We start from the raw sequence: 15601 nt of genomic DNA on the forward strand, positions 1-15601 counted from the left end.
TGGCGGACGGAAATGAACCGGATCACATCTCCTGAACATTGCGTGAAGACGATCCTCGTGCGCCCCGCGCCAGGCAGCAAGACCCGTGCCATCGTGCAGGTAGGGCCGCTGCGTATCCCCGCCGCCATCGGCCGCTCGGGCCGCACGAGTCGCAAGCGAGAGGGGGACGGGGCGACCCCCATTGCCGCCATGCCGCTTCTTTCCGGTTTTACGCGCGGCGACCGCCTGTCCCTGCCGAAGACCGGCCTGCCGATGGCGCGCATCCGCCCGTCCATGCTCTGGTGCGATGAACCGAAGCATCCGAGCTACAACCGGCCCGTCAACGCGCCCTTCCGGCCGAGCCACGAGGAACTGGCGCGCAAGGACGAGCTCTACGACATCTGCCTCGTGCTCGACTGGAACGTGTCGGCGCGCCGGCGCAATGCCGGCTCGGCGATCTTCTTCCACCTCATCCGTCCCGGCTACGAGCCGACGGCAGGATGTGTCGCCATCGCCCGGCGCGACATGCTGCGCATTCTTCCCTATCTGCGGCGCGGAACCGTTCTTCGCGTTCTTTGAAATGACGTGCGGCGCGCCTATATCTGCCTCGACCGTCGCCGGGCTGCAAGGCGCCACGGGAAGCCCTTCGGGTTCAAGCACGCCATCCCTTTTCATGGAGACATTCTGATGAGCGATCAACCGACAATCCTGTTTCACGACGGCAACAGCATTCCCCAGATCGGCCTCGGCGTCTGGCAGACCCCGAACGAGACGGCCGTGACTGCCGTCAAGGCGGCGCTCGCCACCGGCTATCGCCATGTCGACACGGCGGCGATCTACGAGAACGAGGAAGGTGTCGGCGAGGGTATCCGCGCCTCCGGCGTCGACCGTTCCGAAATCTTCCTGACGACGAAGCTCTGGAATTCCGACCAGGGCCATGACGCGACGCTGAAGGCCTTCGATGCCAGCCTCAAGCGCCTCGGCACCGACTATGTCGACCTCTACCTCATCCACTGGCCGGCGCCGAAGCGCGACCAGTATGTGGCGACCTGGAAGGCCTTCATCCAGCTCCAGAAGGAAGGCCGCGCCCGCTCCATCGGCGTCTCCAACTTCTATCCCGAGCACCTTCAGCGCCTGATCGACGAAACGGGCGTGACCCCCGTCATCAACCAGATCGAGCTGCATCCGGACTTCCCGCAGAAGGAGGCCCGCGCCTATCACGACAAGCACCGCATCGTCACCCAGTCCTGGAGCCCGCTCGGCCAGGGCACGCTGCTGGAAAACCCCGTCGTCGCCAAGGTCGCCGCAAAGCATGGTCGCGCCCCGGCGCAGGTCATCACCCGCTGGCACATCGACAACGGGCTGGTGGTCATCCCGAAATCGGTGACGCCCTCGCGTATCGCCGAGAACTTCAAGGTCTTCGACTTCAAGCTCGACGCCGAGGACATGGCGACCTTCGCGACGCTGGAAAAAGACGGCAAGCGCATCGGGCCGGACCCGATGACGGCGACGTTCTGAGGCGGAAAGCGGGTGGCCTTGGCCGCCCGTTCCATCATACCCGAGATGGCGACGCTCCTTATGGCAGCGTCTTCGGCGTAATGAAGGATTCGAGGCCGCCCTTGCCGGGTGCGGCTTCGACCCAGCGCTCGATGTTCAGTGCAATCACGGCAAGAGCAGCCGTTGTGAATTTCATCCTTAGCCGGCTAATCGCATCCGCATCTCCTGTCGGCGCCAGCAGTTTTGCCAGATCCTCGAAACCGGGATTGTGACCGATGACGAGCAGCCTTTCGCTTTCCTCCGGCGCATCGCGGATCGCTGCGAGGATCGCCTGCGGCTCGGCCTCGTAGATCGACGGCACCGTGCGGGAGGGGCATGGCTTTACGAGGGCCGGTTCCACCAGCGCCCATGTTTCCTGGGTGCGCCGTGCGGAGGAGATCAACGCGAAATCCGGCTGGAGGCCCGTTTCGGCCATGTAGGCGCCCATGCGGGGAGCGTCCCGGCGGCCACGGTCGGCGAGGGGGCGGTCGTGGTCGGGGACGCCGTCCGGCCAGGCGGACTTGGCGTGGCGGAGCAGGAGAAGCTGCTTCATCGGGATACTCCTAAAAGGAAAAGGCCGGGAGCATGCTCCCGGCCTTTCAGCATATCGGCAAACGCCTGGATTTACTGCCAGTCGCGGATATCGACGAAATGACCGGCAATCGCGGCGGCGGCGGCCATGGCGGGGGAGACGAGGTGCGTGCGGCCCTTGAAGCCCTGGCGGCCCTCGAAGTTGCGGTTCGAGGTGGAGGCGCAGCGCTCGCCCGGCTTCAGGCGGTCGTCGTTCATGGCAAGGCACATGGAGCAGCCAGGCTCGCGCCAGTCGAAGCCGGCTTCCTTGAAGATCCTGTCGAGGCCTTCCCGCTCGGCCTGTTCCTTCACGAGGCCGGAGCCCGGAACGATCATGGCATTGACGGTGGGGGCCACTTGCCTGCCTTCGACGACGGCGGCGACGGCGCGCAGGTCCTCGATGCGGCCATTGGTGCACGAGCCGATGAAGACGCGGTCGATGGCGATGTCGGTGATCTTCGTGCCCGGCTTCAGGCCCATATAGTCCAGCGCGCGCCACTTGGACGAACGCTTGGTCTCGTCTTCGATATCATCCGGGTTCGGCACAACGCCCTCAACGGAAACGACGTCTTCCGGCGAGGAGCCCCAGGAGACGATCGGCGGCAGGTTGGCCGCGTCGAGCACGACGACGCGGTCGAAATGCGCGCCTTCTTCGGTGTAGAGCGTCTTCCAGTAGTCGAGCGCCATTTCCAGCGCCTTGCCCTTCGGCGCGCGCGGCTTGTCCTTGATATATTCGAAGGTCTTCTCGTCCGGCGCGATGAGGCCGGCGCGGGCGCCGCCTTCGATCGTCATGTTGCAGATCGTCATGCGGCCTTCCATCGACAGCGAGCGGATGGCTTCGCCCGCGAATTCGATGACGTGGCCGGTGCCGCCGGCCGTGCCGATCTCGCCGATGATGGCGAGGATGATGTCCTTCGCCGTCACGCCTTCGGGAAGCTTCCCGTCGACGCGCACCAGCATGTTCTTCGCCTTCTTCTGGATCAGCGTCTGGGTGGCCAGAACGTGTTCCACTTCCGACGTGCCGATGCCGTGCGCCAGCGCGCCGAAGGCGCCGTGCGTGGAGGTATGGCTGTCACCGCAGACGATGGTCATGCCGGGCAGCGTGAAGCCCTGCTCGGGGCCAACGATGTGCACGATGCCCTGGCGGACATCCTTTTCCGAATAGTATTCGACGCCGAAATCGGCCGCGTTCTTCGCGAGCGCCTCGACCTGGATGCGGCTTTCCTCGTTCTTGATGCCCTGGTGACGATCCGGCGAGGTGGGGACGTTATGGTCGACGACGGCGAGCGTCTTCTCCGGCGCGCGGACCTTGCGGCCGGTCATGCGCAGGCCTTCGAAAGCCTGGGGAGACGTCACTTCATGGACGAGGTGACGGTCGATGTAGAGAAGACAGGTGCCGTCTTCCTGGCGGCTGACGATGTGGTCGTCGAAAATCTTGTCGTAGAGGGTACGGGGTGCGCTCATGGCTCTTCATCCGCTGGCATGTTGAGGGGGTTCTGGAAATCCGCAGCGCATGGCTGCGGGATCGCGTCTGGAAGCGGCGATCAGGATAGGCGGCTGATGAGCGCCCCGAAGACACGCGCAAAGAAGCGTGCCGGCAGGCGCTTGTGATCCTGCAGCACGACAACATGCTTTTCCGTGCATCCGAACTTGGATTCCATGAACCCGCATATAGCGATTTTTGCGCCTTTCGGCAATTGCGAAGAATCAAGGCGCGATGCCGCGCCTCAGCCGCTTTTCCAGTGCCCGGAGCGCCAGCGAAAGGCCGATGGTCAGGAAGAGATAGACATAGGCGACGATGGAATAGGTCTCGAAGAAGCGGAAGGAGCCGGAGGCATAGACCTTGCCCATCTGGGTGATGTCTGCGACGCCGAGCACGGAGACGAGGGACGAGTCCTTCACCATCGCCACGAAATCGTTGCCGAGCGGCGGCAGGATCACGCGGATCGCCTGCGGGAAGACGACGAGGCGGAAGCGCTGGAAGCGCGAGAGGCCGAGGGCCTTGGCCGCCTCGACCTGCCCCTTGTCCACGGACTGGATGCCGGCGCGGAAAACCTCGGCGATGAAGGCGGAATAGCCGATCATCAGCGCGATGATCGCCCGCCACATCAGCGAGAGGTCGCGCACCTGCACCGGTTCCATGGTGCCGGCAGCAACAAGCGGGCCGAGAATGAAATTGACGGCAGCCACCAGCGCCGGTGCGCCGACGAAGGCGATGTAGAACAGGAGGACGAGGATCGGCACCCCGCGGATCACCTCCGTGTAGAAGCGCGCGACCTGGCGCAGCGCCTTGCTTTCGGAGAGCGCCATCAGCGCGACGCCGAGCCCGAGCAGCGTTGCGAGCAGGAAGGCGACGAGAGTCACGAAGATCGTGACCCACAATCCCTTCAGCACCACGCCGAAGACCTGCCGGTAGAGATCGTTCGCGACGATGACGCCCGCAAGCGCCAGCGCGATGACGGCGAGCGCGACCAGCCACCAGGGATAGTCACCCTTCGCCGCGCCGGGGGAAACGGGAGCCATGGCCGCCCGTCACTCCCCCATCTTGTAGTCGAGGAACCACTTCTTATCGAGCGCGTCCAGCGTGCCGTCGGCCTTGAGCGCGGCGATCGCAGCGTTGACCGGGGCGACAAGGTCGGAGCCCTTCGGGAAGATGAAGCCGAAATCCTCCGTACCGAGCGGTTCGCCGACCACCTTGAGCTTGCCGCCCGAGGCATCGACATAGCCCTTGGCCGCGACGCTGTCGGTGAGGACGAGGTCGACGTCGCCGGCCTGCAGCGCCTGCACCGTCGCGCCGAAGGTCTCGAACAGCTTGATGCGCGGGTTCTGCTCGTTGCCGTCGAGGATCTCGTAGACGGCGGTGTAGAAGGGCGAGGTGCCCGGCTGGGCGGCGATCAGGCCGTCCTTGAGCGCGGCGAAGCTCTTGGTGTCGGAAAAGCGGTTCTCGTCGGCGCGCACCAGCATGAACTGCTGCGAGCGCATGTAGGGATCGGAGAAGTCCACCTTCTCTTTGCGGTCGTCCTTGATGGTGATGCCGGTCATGCCGATATTGTACTGGTTGTCGGAGACGGCCTGGATCATCGCGTCCCAGGAGGTGTTCTGGTACTCGACCTTGAAGTCGAGGCGCCTGGCGATCTCGTTCATCGCGTCATATTCCCAGCCGATCTGCTCGCCGCTCTTGGGATCGACGAACTGCAGCGGCGGATAGGCGTTTTCCGTGACGACCACGACGGTCCTGCCGCCGAGGTCGGGAAGGTCCGAAGCGCATGCCATGGCGGGCGCGAGGGCAACGGCAGCAAGGCCTGCGAGAACGGCACGGCGGGACAACATCGAAATACGCTCCTGAATTGTGGCGGCGAAACACTGTCACAGGTGCAGGGCGGCAGGCAAGCATGCCGCTTGCGCGCCAAGGCTTCTCCGTAAAACAAAAAGCCGCCGGCTGGCGCCGACGGCTTTCATGACGGGATGCGCTGCCGGATTATTCGGCGGCGGCTTCCGCAGCCTTTGCGGCTTCGGCAGCTTCAGCGGCGGCCTTCTCGGCGGCAAGCGCCTGAGCGGCTGCGACCTTTTCAGCTTCCAGACGTGCCTTTTCCTCGGCAATGGCCTGGCGCTCGGCGTCGTTCAGCTTGCGGGCGCGCGTGCCGGTGTTCTCGACGATACGAGCCGACTTGCCGCGACGATCGCGCAGGTAGTAGAGCTTGGCGCGGCGGACCTTACCGCGGCGGACGACTTCGACGCCTTCGACGAGCGGCGAGTAGATCGGGAAGACGCGCTCGACGCCTTCGCCGTAGGAAATCTTGCGAACGGTGAAGCTCTCGTTGAGGCCACCGCCGGAACGGGCGATGCAGACGCCCTCATAGGCCTGGACGCGAGTACGCGAGCCTTCCGTGACGCGCACGTTGACGCGGACGGTGTCGCCCGGGGAGAATTCCGGGAGCTGGCGCTTGGCTTCGATCTTGGCGGCCTGTTCGGCTTCGAGCTGCTGGATGATGTTCATCGGTCTAACCTTCGGTTCTTCTGAAACAGCCAGAGCGCTCGACGGTGGCCTTCGAGGTCATGCCTCTCAGGTTGGTCCGTTGCCGGACGGAGCGGATTCGCCATTCTTTGCTTGCAGGTCGGCTGGGTAGTCCCAAATCCGTGCGGGCCAATACACCAAACGAGGCGGCTTGTCATCCCCTGCGGCCAAAGAATCGACGGCGGGACCGTCGCCACCCGTCCTTGCGGCTCCTCTGGCGTGACGCTATCACCCTTACGGGGAGAAGAGCGCGGCCCTGCCGGCGCTCCGGGGAGCATCATGACCTTTGCCGACGCCATCTTTCTGTTCGTTGCCGGCTTCCTGTCCGGCGTCGTCAACGCCATCGCGGGTGGCGGCACCTTCCTCACCTTCGGCGCGATGACGATGCTCGGACTGCCGCCCATCCTCGCCAACGCGACCTCCGCCATCACGCAGTTTCCCGGTTATATCACATCCTCGCTCGCCTATGCCCGCGAAATCCGCGCCGACTGGAAGGAGGCGGTCCAGCTCGGGGCTCTCTCGCTGGTCGGCGGCCTCGGCGGGGCCTTGCTGCTGCTGTCGCTCTCCAACCAGTCCTTCCGGGCACTGGTGCCGTGGCTGCTGCTGGCCGCAACCGCCGTCTTCGCCGCAGGGCCTTATCTCAAGCCGAAGACCCTCAGCCCGGAAAAGCCCGTCACGCCGCTCGGGCTGTTCGGCCAGTTTGTCACGTCGATCTATGGCGGCTTCTTCGGCGCGGGCATGGGCATCATGACGCTGGCCGTGCTCGGGCTGACCAAGGGCGGCGACTATCACCGGCTGAATGCGCTGAAGAATTTTCTCGCCGTGGTGATCGCGGCCATGGCCATCGTCGTCTTCGCCAGCGGCAAGGTGGTCGGCTGGCCGCAGGCCGCCGTCATGGTGCCGGCGGCGGGCCTCGGCGGCTGGTCCGGCGTCTGGGCGGCGCGGCGCGTGCCGCAGCCGGTGATCCGCGCGCTGGTCGTCGCCGTCGGCCTTGCCCTGACGGCCTATTACTTCTTGACGGGTTGATCGGAGAGAAGGTCCGGCCGACGCTCGAGCGTCAGCTTTTCCGCTTCCTCGCGGCGCCATCTGTCTATGGCCGCGTGGTTGCCCGAGGTCAGCACGCCGGGGATTTCCCGGCCTTCGAAGACCTGCGGACGGGTATAGTGCGGATGTTCCAGCAGCCCGCCCTCGAAGCTCTCGTGCTCGCCGGACAGCGCATTGCCCATGACGCCGGGCAGAATGCGCACGACGGCATCGATGAGGATCATCGCCGCCGGTTCGCCGCCCGAAAGGATGTAGTCGCCGATGGAGACCTCCTCGAGCTGCCGCCCGTCGATGACGCGCTGGTCGACGCCCTCGAAGCGGCCGCAGACGATGATCGCGCCCTCGCCGGCCGCAAGTTCGCGCACGCGCTTCTGCGTCAGCGGTTTTCCGCGCGGGCTCATCAATAGGCGCGGTCGGTCGTCGCCCGCGGAGGCATGGTCGATGGCTTTGGCCAGCACGTCCGGCTTCAGCACCATGCCCGCCCCGCCGCCGGCCGGCGTGTCATCGACGGTGCGGTGGCGGTCGGTGGTGAAGTCGCGGATCTGCACGCAGTCGAGCGCCCAGTCGCCGCGCGCCAGCGCCTTGCCGGAGAGGGACTGGCCGAGGAAGCCCGGAAACATCTCCGGATAGAGCGTCAGGACGGTGGCGCGGAAAGCCACGTCACTCCCCCTCGCCCTGCGGCGGGCGGCGACGGCGGCTGCCGGGACCGTCCTTGTCGTCATCGACGAGGCCGGCGGCGACGGCGTCGATCAACAGGCGCCCGCCTTCGACGTCGATCTCCAGCACGGCGGCCTCGGAGAAGGGAATGAGCACGGGACGCTTGCCCGGCCCCTTGAGTTCGAGGAGATCGCCCGCGCCGAAATCGAAGATGCCCGTCACCTTGCCGTGGCTGCGGCCGGTCGTGTCGACGGCCTCCAGCCCTTCGAGGTCGGCATAGAAGAACTCGTCCTCGTCCAGTTCCTCGTCCGGCAGGTTGTCGCGCTCGATATAGAGATCGAGGCCGTTCAGCGCCTCGGCGGCGTTGCGGTCGTTGATGCCGCGGAAGCGCACGACGACGACGTTCTTCGCCTCGCGCACTTCCAGCACCTCGAAGGACCGGCCGTCCTCGGTGTGGAGATGGCCGTAATCGCCGATGGCGGTCGGGTCGATGGTGTAGGATTTCACGCGGACCTCGCCGCGCAGGCCCTGCGCCGCGCCGACGCTGCCCATGAGGACGGGATTTTCCAGTTTCACCATGGTTCGGTTCCGTGTGGTCTTGCAAAGCCTCTTACGACGTTCACGCGGAGGCTCCTAGAGCAATTCCAGCAAAAGTGTGCAGCGGTTTTGCGTTCGGAATTGCGGCAGACAAATGAAAACGGGCGGCATGAAGCACGCCGCCCGTCTCCACAAAAAGTCGAGGCAGATTATTCGCCAGCGGCAGCAGCAGCGGCGTCTTCTTCCTTCTGCTTCTTTTCGGCGGCGCGCTCGAGAGCCTTCTTGCCCGGCTTTGCCTTGTCCGGGTTGTTGCGGGCTTCGCGCTTCAGGACGCCGGCGTCGTCGAGGAAGCGGGCGACGCGGTCGGTCGGCTGGGCGCCCTTGGCGAGCCATTCCTTGGCGCGGTCGGCGTCGATCTGGACGCGGGTCGCGTCTTCCTTGCCGAGCATCGGGTTCCAGGAACCGATCTTGTCGAGGAAGCGACCGTCACGCGGGGAGCGGGCGTCGGCAACGACGATCTGGTAGTAGGGGCGCTTCTTGGAACCGCCACGGGCGAGACGAATCTTCAGGGACATGTCATTTCTCCTTGGGTAGATGGGCCGCTTTTCAAGCGGTGTGGTTTGCGCCGCCATGTTCGGCGGCAATGGCTTCATGATGCCGGATCACCTCGCGGATGATGAAGTTCAGGAACTTCTCCGCGAAATCCGGATCCAGATTGGCATCCTTCGCCAGACGGCGAAGGCGTTCGATCTGGTATTCCTCGCGCGCCGGATCGGCCGGCGGCAGTTCATGCGTCGCCTTCAGCACGCCCACCGCCTTGGTGCAGCGGAAGCGTTCGGCGAGCATATGGACGAGGGCGGCGTCGATATTGTCGATCGACTGCCGGTATTCCCCCAGTTGCTGCTTGACCTTCGGATCGATCGTCATGCGGCGTTCCTCACTTCTTCTTCGGCAGGCCGGGCAGGCCCGGAAGGCCGCCGCCGAGACCGGGCAGGCGAAGACCGCCGCTGCCGCCGAGGCCCGGCAGGCTGCCCGGCTTGATGCCGGCGGCTTCCGCCTGCTTGGCGAGCGCCGCGAGCTGCTTGGGGTCCATATTGGAAAGATCGGGCATGCCGCCGCCAAGGCCGCCGAGGCCCATCTTGCCGGCAAGGCCGCCCATCATCTGCTTCATCATGCCGCCCTTCTTGCCGCCCATCATCTTCATCATGTCCGCCATCTGGCGGTGCATCTTGAGAAGCTTGTTGATGTCGGCGGCATCGGTGCCGGAACCGGCGGCGATGCGCTTCTTGCGGGAATGCTTGAGCATGTCGGGGTTGGCGCGCTCGGCCTTGGTCATCGAATTGATGATGGCGATCTGGCGGCCGAAGAGCTTGTCGTCGAGGCCGGCGGCAGACATCTTGTCCTTCATGCCGGCCATGCCGGGCATCATTCCCATGATGCCGCCCATGCCGCCCATCTTCTGCATCTGGCGAAGCTGGTCGGCGAGGTCGTTGAGGTCGAACTTGCCCTTGGCCATCTTGGCGGCCATGGCGGCCGCCTTTTCGGCGTCGATGTTCTCCGCCGCCTTCTCGACGAGCGAGACGATGTCGCCCATGCCGAGGATGCGGTCGGCGACGCGGCGGGGATGGAATTCCTCCAGCTCGCCCATCTTCTCGCCGACGCCGATCAACTTGATCGGCTTGCCGGTGACGGCGCGCATGGAAAGGGCCGCACCGCCGCGGCCGTCGCCGTCCATGCGGGTGAGCACGAGGCCGGTGATGCCGACGCGGTCGTCGAAATTGCGGGCGAGGTTGACGGCGTCCTGACCGGTCAGCGCGTCGGCGACGAGCAGGATCTCGTGCGGATTGGACTTCCGCTTGATCTCCGCCATCTCGATCATCAGCGGCTCGTCGATATGGGTGCGGCCTGCGGTGTCGAGGATGACGACGTCATGGCCGCCGAGCTTCGCGGCCTGTACGGCGCGGGCGGCGATATCGGTCGGCGACTGGCCGGCGATGATCGGCAGCGTGTCGATGCCGGTCTGCACGCCGAGCTGGCGAAGCTGCTCCTGCGCGGCCGGACGGCGCGTGTCGAGCGAGGCCATCAGGACCTTCTTCTTCTCGCGCGTCTTCAGCCGGTTGGCGATCTTGCCCGACGTCGTGGTCTTGCCCGAGCCCTGCAGGCCGACCATCATGATGACGACGGGGGCGCTAGCGTTGAGGTCGATGGATACGCCCTCGGAGCCGAGCATGGAGACCAGCTCGTCATGGACGAGCTTGACGACCATCTGGCCGGGCTTGATCGACTTCAAGATTTCCGCGCCGACGGCCTTTTCGCGCACCGCATCCGTGAAGGAGCGCACCACTTCCAGCGCCACGTCCGCTTCGAGAAGCGCACGGCGGACCTCGCGCAGCGCCGCCGAGACATCGGCCTCGGAAAGCGCGCCACGGCCTGTCAGTCCATTCAGAATGGAGCCAAGGCGGTCCTGGAGTGTTTCAAACATCACGTCTTCCTTCTTGTTTCCGCGTCACGCGGAAACGTCGGTGCAATCGGCGTCAAAAACAAGACGCAAAGCCAAAAAGCACCCGAGGGCGCATCGCGCTGTCGGGTGTTGACCTCCGGGATCTGTTTATACCGCAATGGGTCCCGGTCGGCGGCTTCAAGCAGTCTCACTTGTCGCAGATGCGCGGCTTAAACAGCAACAGGGCCGGAAAGTCAAGGATTGGAGTCCCGCGAATCCTTCGCGCACCAAGGATTCGGCAGCGGCGCGGGCAGGATTCGAAGACTCCGTCTGGTAATCGAGGCCTGTTTGCGCCATATACGCGCAAGAAATCAAAGACTCCACGCCGGGTCTTTACAGGAACATTCCGACATGGCCGCTGAAGCGCAATTCGCCCGTATGAACGGACTGGGAAACATGATCCTGGTCGTGGACATGCGCGGCCGCGCCGATGCCGTGACGCCGGCGGCCGCCATCGCGCTCAATGCCGATCCTGCCACCCGCTTCGACCAGATCATGGCGATCCACGATCCGAAGGTCGAGGGCACGGATGCCTTCATCGACATTCTCAACTGCGACGGCACCAAAGCGCAGGCCTGCGGCAACGGCACGCGTTGCGTCGTGCAGGCGCTCGCCGCCGAGACGGGCCGCAAGGCCTTCACCTTCCAGACGGTCGCCGGCATCCTCAACGCCACCGAGCATGCGGACGGCACGATCTCCGTCGACATGGGCAAGCCGGTCTTCGAGTGGGACCGCATTCCGCTCGCCGAGGAATTCTTCGACACGAGCCGCATCGAATTGCAAATCGGGCCGATCGACGCGCCGATCCTGCATTCGCCCGCCGCCATGTCGATGGGCAACCCGCATGCGGTCTTCTGGGTCGACCGCGACCCGATGAGCTTCGATCTCGACCGCTTCGGCCCGTTGCTCGAAAACCATCCGATGTTCCCGGAAAAGGCCAATATCACGCTGGCGCAGGTCACCTCACCGTCCTCCATGACGACGCGGACCTGGGAACGCGGCGCAGGCCTGACGCTCGCCTGCGGCTCGGCCGCCTGCGCCGCCGGCGTTTCCGGCGCGCGTACGGGCCGCACGGGCCGCAAGGTCGCCGTCACCGTCGCCAGCAGCCCGAACCGCGGCACGCTGACCATCGAATGGCGCGACGACGACCATGTCGTGATGACGGGACCTGCCGAATGGGAATGGTCGGGCACGCTCGATCCCTCGACCGGCGCCTTCCGCCGCGACAAGACCGGGGCGGCCGCCCTTTGAGCGGCGTCGAGGTCATAACCTTCGGCTGTCGGCTCAACACCTACGAATCGGAAGTGATGCGCGCGCAGGCCGAGAAGGCGGGGCTGAACAATGCCGTGCTGGTGAATACCTGCGCCGTCACCGGCGAGGCCGTGCGCCAGGCCCGGCAGGCGATCCGCCGTGCCCGTCGCGACAATCCCCATGCCCGCATCATCGTCACCGGCTGCGCGGCGCAGACGGAGAAGCACACCTTTGCCGATATGCCGGAGGTGGACGCGGTGCTCGGCAACGAGGAGAAGCTGAAAAGCGCTTCCTACCGCGCGTTGCCGGATTTCGGCGTCTCGGCGGAAGAGAAGCTGCGCGTCAACGACATCATGAGCGTGCGCGAGACCACACCGCAGATGGTGAAGCTGATCGACGGCCATGTGCGCGCCTTCGTGCAGGTGCAGAACGGCTGCGACCACCGCTGCACTTTCTGCATCATCCCCTATGGCCGCGGCAATTCCCGCTCCGTGCCTATGGGCGCGGTGGTCGATCAGGCGCGCAGGCTTGTCGAGAGCGGCTACTGCGAGATCGTGTTGACGGGCGTCGATGCGACCAGCTACGGCGCGGACCTGCCCGGCAGGCCGAGCCTCGGCCTGCTCGCCAGGACGCTCCTGAAGCAGGTGCCGGAAATCCGCCGCCTGCGGCTCTCCTCCATCGACAGCATCGAGGCGGACGACCATCTCTGGGATCTCATCGCCGACGAGCCCCGCTTCATGCCACACCTGCATCTTTCCCTGCAGCATGGTGACGACCTGATCCTCAAGCGCATGAAGCGCCGCCATTCGAGCGCCGATGCGCGGGATTTTTGTGCGCGGGTGCGGATGGCCCGGCCGGATGCCAGCTTCGGCGCGGATATGATCACGGGTTTCCCGACGGAAACGGAAGAAATGTTCGCCAATGCGGCGCGGCTTGCGGAAGATTGCGGCATCGCCCATCTCCATGTCTTTCCCTACAGCCCGCGCCCCGGCACGCCGGCCGCGCGCATGCCGCAGCTCGACCGCGCGCTCGTCAAGGACCGCGCCGCCCGGCTGCGCGAGACTGGAAAAAGGCTGCATGAGGCCCATCTCGTCTCGATGATCGGGAGAGAGGAAACGATCCTCGTGGAGAACAACGGCCTTGCCCATACGGAAAACTTCACGCTCGTCGATGCCGCGGGGCTTAAGCCGCGCGATCTTGTGCCGGTGACGATCACCGGACACAATGGCAGGCACCTGACGATGCGGCCCCTCAATGCGGCCGGCGCCGCGTCCCTTCGCAACTAGCGGATACCTTTCATGGCTCTCGGCTTCATCAAGAAGATTTTTACATTCGGAAAAGACACCGCCACCGAGCCGAAGCCGGAGGCGCCCATTGCCGAGCAGCAGGTGGTAGAGACACCTGTCGCCGAGCCGGACATCATCGACCAGCCAGCCATCGAGATCGCCCCGGAAGAGCCTGCACCGGAAGAGACCGCATCGGAGGAAACCGCGGAAATCCCCGCCGCCCCCGCCGAGGAGGACGAGGACCGCGACCCGCTGCTCGATGAGGCGGAAGCCGTCAATCCGGAAGCGGACTACCATATTCCAGAAGACGTCGAACCGGAGATCTACCCGCTTCCCCACGCACCGACTCCGCCGGCCGCCCAAGAACCGGCCGAAGCGGAACCCGTGAGCGAACCGGCCGCCGAAAAGGTCGTCGCAGAGCCGGAAGCCGGAGCGCAAGACGGAACCGTCGAGGAAGAGCCGGTCGAAGAATTCGTCGCGCCCGTGGAAGAGATCGTCGAAGCGGAATCGGAAGAGGATACGCCGGACGACATCGAGGACCCCGTTCTGGCAGAAGCCCTCCGTGCTGAAAAGCCCACCGACGCACCCGCCCTGCCGAAGGGCTTTGCCACATCCGCGAAGGCGCCCGTCGAGGAGGCCGCGCCCATGGCGCAGCCGAAGCGCACCTGGTTCCAGCGCCTGCGCGAGGGCCTTGCCCGCACCTCCTCGCAACTCACCGGCCAGATCACCAGCCTCTTCACCAAGCGCAAGCTCGACGACGACACGCTGCAGGACCTCGAGGACCTGCTGATCCAGGCCGATCTCGGCGTGGAGACGGCGCTGCGCATCACCGACACGCTCGCCTCCGAGCGCTACGGCAAGGACGTGACCGGTGCGGACGTCTCGCGCATCATGTCGGCCGAGATCACCAAGGTCCTCGAACCTGTCGCAAAGCCGCTGGAACTCGACCTCAGCCACAAGCCGCATGTCATCCTCGTCGTCGGCGTCAACGGCACCGGCAAGACGACAACCATCGGCAAGCTCGCCGCCAAGCTTTCCGGAGCGGGCCTGAAGGTGATGCTGGCGGCCGGCGACACGTTCCGCGCCGCCGCCATCGAGCAGCTCAAGATCTGGGCGGATCGCACCAGCTCCGACATCGTTTCCTCCAAGCTCGGCGCCGATGCGGCGGGGCTTGCCTATGAGGCTTACGAACAGGCCAAGCTGAAGAAGAGCGACGTCCTCATCGTCGACACCGCCGGCCGCCTCCAGAACAAGGCCGAGCTGATGGCCGAGCTGGAGAAGATCGTGCGCGTCCTCGGCAAGCTCGATCCCGACGCCCCGCACACCGTGCTCCAGACGCTCGACGCCACGACCGGCCAGAACGCGATGAACCAGGTCGAGATTTTCCGCAACGTCGCGGGGGTCTCGGGCCTGATCATGACAAAATTGGACGGTACGGCCCGCGGCGGCATCCTTGTGGCGATTGCCGCCAAGCACAAGCTGCCGGTCTATTTCATCGGTGTCGGCGAAGGGATCGACGATCTCGAACCCTTCGAGGCCAAGGATTTCGCGGAAGCGATCGCAGGAGTTGGAGCATGAGCAAGGCAACGCTGGACGCACCGGCCAAGGAAGAGGAGAAGGTCAGCCCGCTCCTCAAGATGGTGCTGGAACTCGGACCGCTCGTCGTCTTCTTCTTCGCCAATTCGCGCGGCGAATGGCTGGCGTCGCACTTTCCGGTGCTGGCCGAGATGGGCGGGCCGATCTTCATCGCCACCGGCCTCTTCATGGCCGCGACGGCCATCGCGCTCGTCGTCTCGTGGATCCTGACGCGCACCCTGCCGATGATGCCGCTGATCTCGGGCGTCGTCGTCTTCGTCTTCGGCGCGCTGACGCTCTGGCTGCAGAACGACACCTTCATCAAGATGAAGCCGACCATCGTCAACACGCTGTTCGGCGTCATCCTGCTCGGCGGGCTTTTCTTCGGCAAGTCGCTGCTCGGCTACGTCTTCCACGCCGCCTTTAAGCTGACGGACGAGGGCTGGCGCAAGCTGACGCTGCGCTGGGGCCTGTTCTTCCTCGTGCTCGCCGTGATGAACGAGGTCGTCTGGCGCAATTTTTCGACCGATTTCTGGGTCGCCTTCAAGGTCTGGGGCACCATGCCCATCACCATCCTCTTCACGCTCTCGCAGATGCCGCTGATCATGCGCCATTCGGCCGAGCAGCCGGAAGAAGAAAAGGCGCCGTAAG

The 15601-nt window shown here is 65.1% G+C and carries 17 protein-coding genes; 7 read left to right on the forward strand and 10 right to left on the reverse strand.

What is annotated here, in order from left to right; translation table 11 throughout:
- The first annotated feature begins 12 nt into the window (after positions 1 to 12).
- Together ShzoTeo12_RS15235 and ShzoTeo12_RS15240 are read left to right on the forward strand one after the other, a co-directional pair.
- Positions 13 to 558 carry a L,D-transpeptidase gene (locus ShzoTeo12_RS15235; protein WP_318910226.1) on the forward strand — a complete coding sequence of 182 codons (546 nt, stop codon included), beginning with the start codon at positions 13 to 15 and terminating at the stop codon, positions 556 to 558.
- A gap of 108 nt (positions 559 to 666) precedes the next feature.
- Positions 667 to 1497, forward strand: a complete 831-nt coding sequence (locus tag ShzoTeo12_RS15240; RefSeq protein ID WP_318910227.1) for an aldo/keto reductase — start codon at positions 667 to 669, stop codon at positions 1495 to 1497.
- A 58-nt stretch (positions 1498 to 1555) separates the two neighbouring features.
- Here the strand turns inward: ShzoTeo12_RS15240 and ShzoTeo12_RS15245 are convergent, their stop codons facing one another.
- From ShzoTeo12_RS15245 to rplS, 5 genes are all read right to left on the reverse strand, one after another.
- Entirely contained in the window at positions 1556 to 2068 is a 513-nt protein-coding gene (locus ShzoTeo12_RS15245; protein WP_318910228.1) for a histidine phosphatase family protein, read from the reverse strand.
- A 71-nt stretch (positions 2069 to 2139) separates the two neighbouring features.
- Positions 2140 to 3549 (reverse strand): 3-isopropylmalate dehydratase large subunit, encoded by a 1410-nt coding sequence (gene leuC, locus ShzoTeo12_RS15250; protein ID WP_119257824.1) that lies wholly within the window; start codon positions 3547 to 3549, stop codon positions 2140 to 2142.
- Positions 3550 to 3792: 243 nt separating this feature from the next.
- Positions 3793 to 4608 (reverse strand): amino acid ABC transporter permease, encoded by an 816-nt coding sequence (locus tag ShzoTeo12_RS15255; protein ID WP_318910229.1) that lies wholly within the window; start codon positions 4606 to 4608, stop codon positions 3793 to 3795.
- Positions 4609 to 4617: 9 nt separating this feature from the next.
- Positions 4618 to 5415 carry a basic amino acid ABC transporter substrate-binding protein gene (locus ShzoTeo12_RS15260; protein ID WP_318910230.1) on the reverse strand — a complete coding sequence of 266 codons (798 nt, stop codon included), beginning with the start codon at positions 5413 to 5415 and terminating at the stop codon, positions 4618 to 4620.
- 148 nt (positions 5416 to 5563) lie between these two features.
- Positions 5564 to 6082 carry a 50S ribosomal protein L19 gene (gene rplS / locus ShzoTeo12_RS15265; protein WP_119257827.1) on the reverse strand — a complete coding sequence of 173 codons (519 nt, stop codon included), beginning with the start codon at positions 6080 to 6082 and terminating at the stop codon, positions 5564 to 5566.
- A 297-nt stretch (positions 6083 to 6379) separates the two neighbouring features.
- Between rplS and ShzoTeo12_RS15270 the strand changes: the two genes are divergently transcribed.
- Complete coding sequence (locus ShzoTeo12_RS15270; RefSeq protein ID WP_318910231.1) at positions 6380 to 7126, forward strand: sulfite exporter TauE/SafE family protein; 747 nt, start codon at positions 6380 to 6382, stop codon at positions 7124 to 7126.
- Here ShzoTeo12_RS15270 and trmD read toward each other — a convergent pair.
- The 5 genes from trmD to ffh all read right to left on the reverse strand — a co-directional run bounded on the left by trmD (position 7108) and on the right by ffh (position 10820).
- On the reverse strand, positions 7108 to 7803 hold the full coding sequence (gene trmD / locus ShzoTeo12_RS15275; protein ID WP_318910232.1) for a tRNA (guanosine(37)-N1)-methyltransferase TrmD: 696 nt from the start codon (positions 7801 to 7803) through the stop codon (positions 7108 to 7110). The two genes, ShzoTeo12_RS15270 and trmD, sit on opposite strands and share 19 nt — an antisense overlap.
- A 1-nt stretch (position 7804) precedes the next feature.
- Positions 7805 to 8380 (reverse strand): ribosome maturation factor RimM, encoded by a 576-nt coding sequence (gene rimM / locus ShzoTeo12_RS15280; RefSeq protein ID WP_119257830.1) that lies wholly within the window; start codon positions 8378 to 8380, stop codon positions 7805 to 7807.
- 167 nt (positions 8381 to 8547) lie between these two features.
- Positions 8548 to 8913 (reverse strand): 30S ribosomal protein S16, encoded by a 366-nt coding sequence (rpsP, locus tag ShzoTeo12_RS15285; protein ID WP_119257831.1) that lies wholly within the window; start codon positions 8911 to 8913, stop codon positions 8548 to 8550.
- A gap of 31 nt (positions 8914 to 8944) precedes the next feature.
- On the reverse strand, positions 8945 to 9265 hold the full coding sequence (locus ShzoTeo12_RS15290; RefSeq protein WP_119257832.1) for a chorismate mutase: 321 nt from the start codon (positions 9263 to 9265) through the stop codon (positions 8945 to 8947).
- A 10-nt stretch (positions 9266 to 9275) separates the two neighbouring features.
- On the reverse strand, positions 9276 to 10820 hold the full coding sequence (gene ffh / locus ShzoTeo12_RS15295) for a signal recognition particle protein (RefSeq protein WP_318910233.1): 1545 nt from the start codon (positions 10818 to 10820) through the stop codon (positions 9276 to 9278).
- Positions 10821 to 11189: 369 nt separating this feature from the next.
- On the opposite strand from ffh, the gene dapF reads away from it, so the two are divergent.
- Genes dapF through ShzoTeo12_RS15315 form a run of 4 tightly spaced genes read left to right on the forward strand, consistent with a single transcriptional unit; the run spans position 11190 to position 15600 of the window.
- Complete coding sequence (gene dapF / locus ShzoTeo12_RS15300; RefSeq protein ID WP_318910234.1) at positions 11190 to 12089, forward strand: diaminopimelate epimerase; 900 nt, start codon at positions 11190 to 11192, stop codon at positions 12087 to 12089.
- Positions 12086 to 13375 carry a tRNA (N(6)-L-threonylcarbamoyladenosine(37)-C(2))-methylthiotransferase MtaB gene (gene mtaB / locus ShzoTeo12_RS15305; RefSeq protein ID WP_318910235.1) on the forward strand — a complete coding sequence of 430 codons (1290 nt, stop codon included), beginning with the start codon at positions 12086 to 12088 and terminating at the stop codon, positions 13373 to 13375. The genes dapF and mtaB overlap by 4 nt, the downstream gene beginning before the upstream one ends.
- Positions 13376 to 13387: 12 nt before the next feature.
- Complete coding sequence (ftsY, locus tag ShzoTeo12_RS15310) at positions 13388 to 14953, forward strand: signal recognition particle-docking protein FtsY (protein ID WP_318910236.1); 1566 nt, start codon at positions 13388 to 13390, stop codon at positions 14951 to 14953.
- Positions 14950 to 15600: a septation protein A gene (locus tag ShzoTeo12_RS15315; RefSeq protein ID WP_318910237.1), complete on the forward strand. Its 651-nt coding sequence runs from the start codon at positions 14950 to 14952 to the stop codon at positions 15598 to 15600. The genes ftsY and ShzoTeo12_RS15315 overlap by 4 nt, the downstream gene beginning before the upstream one ends.
- Position 15601: the final 1 nt, after the last annotated feature.

It is taken from the genome of Shinella zoogloeoides, from assembly GCF_033705735.1.
Classification (GTDB): domain Bacteria; phylum Pseudomonadota; class Alphaproteobacteria; order Rhizobiales; family Rhizobiaceae; genus Shinella; species Shinella zoogloeoides_A.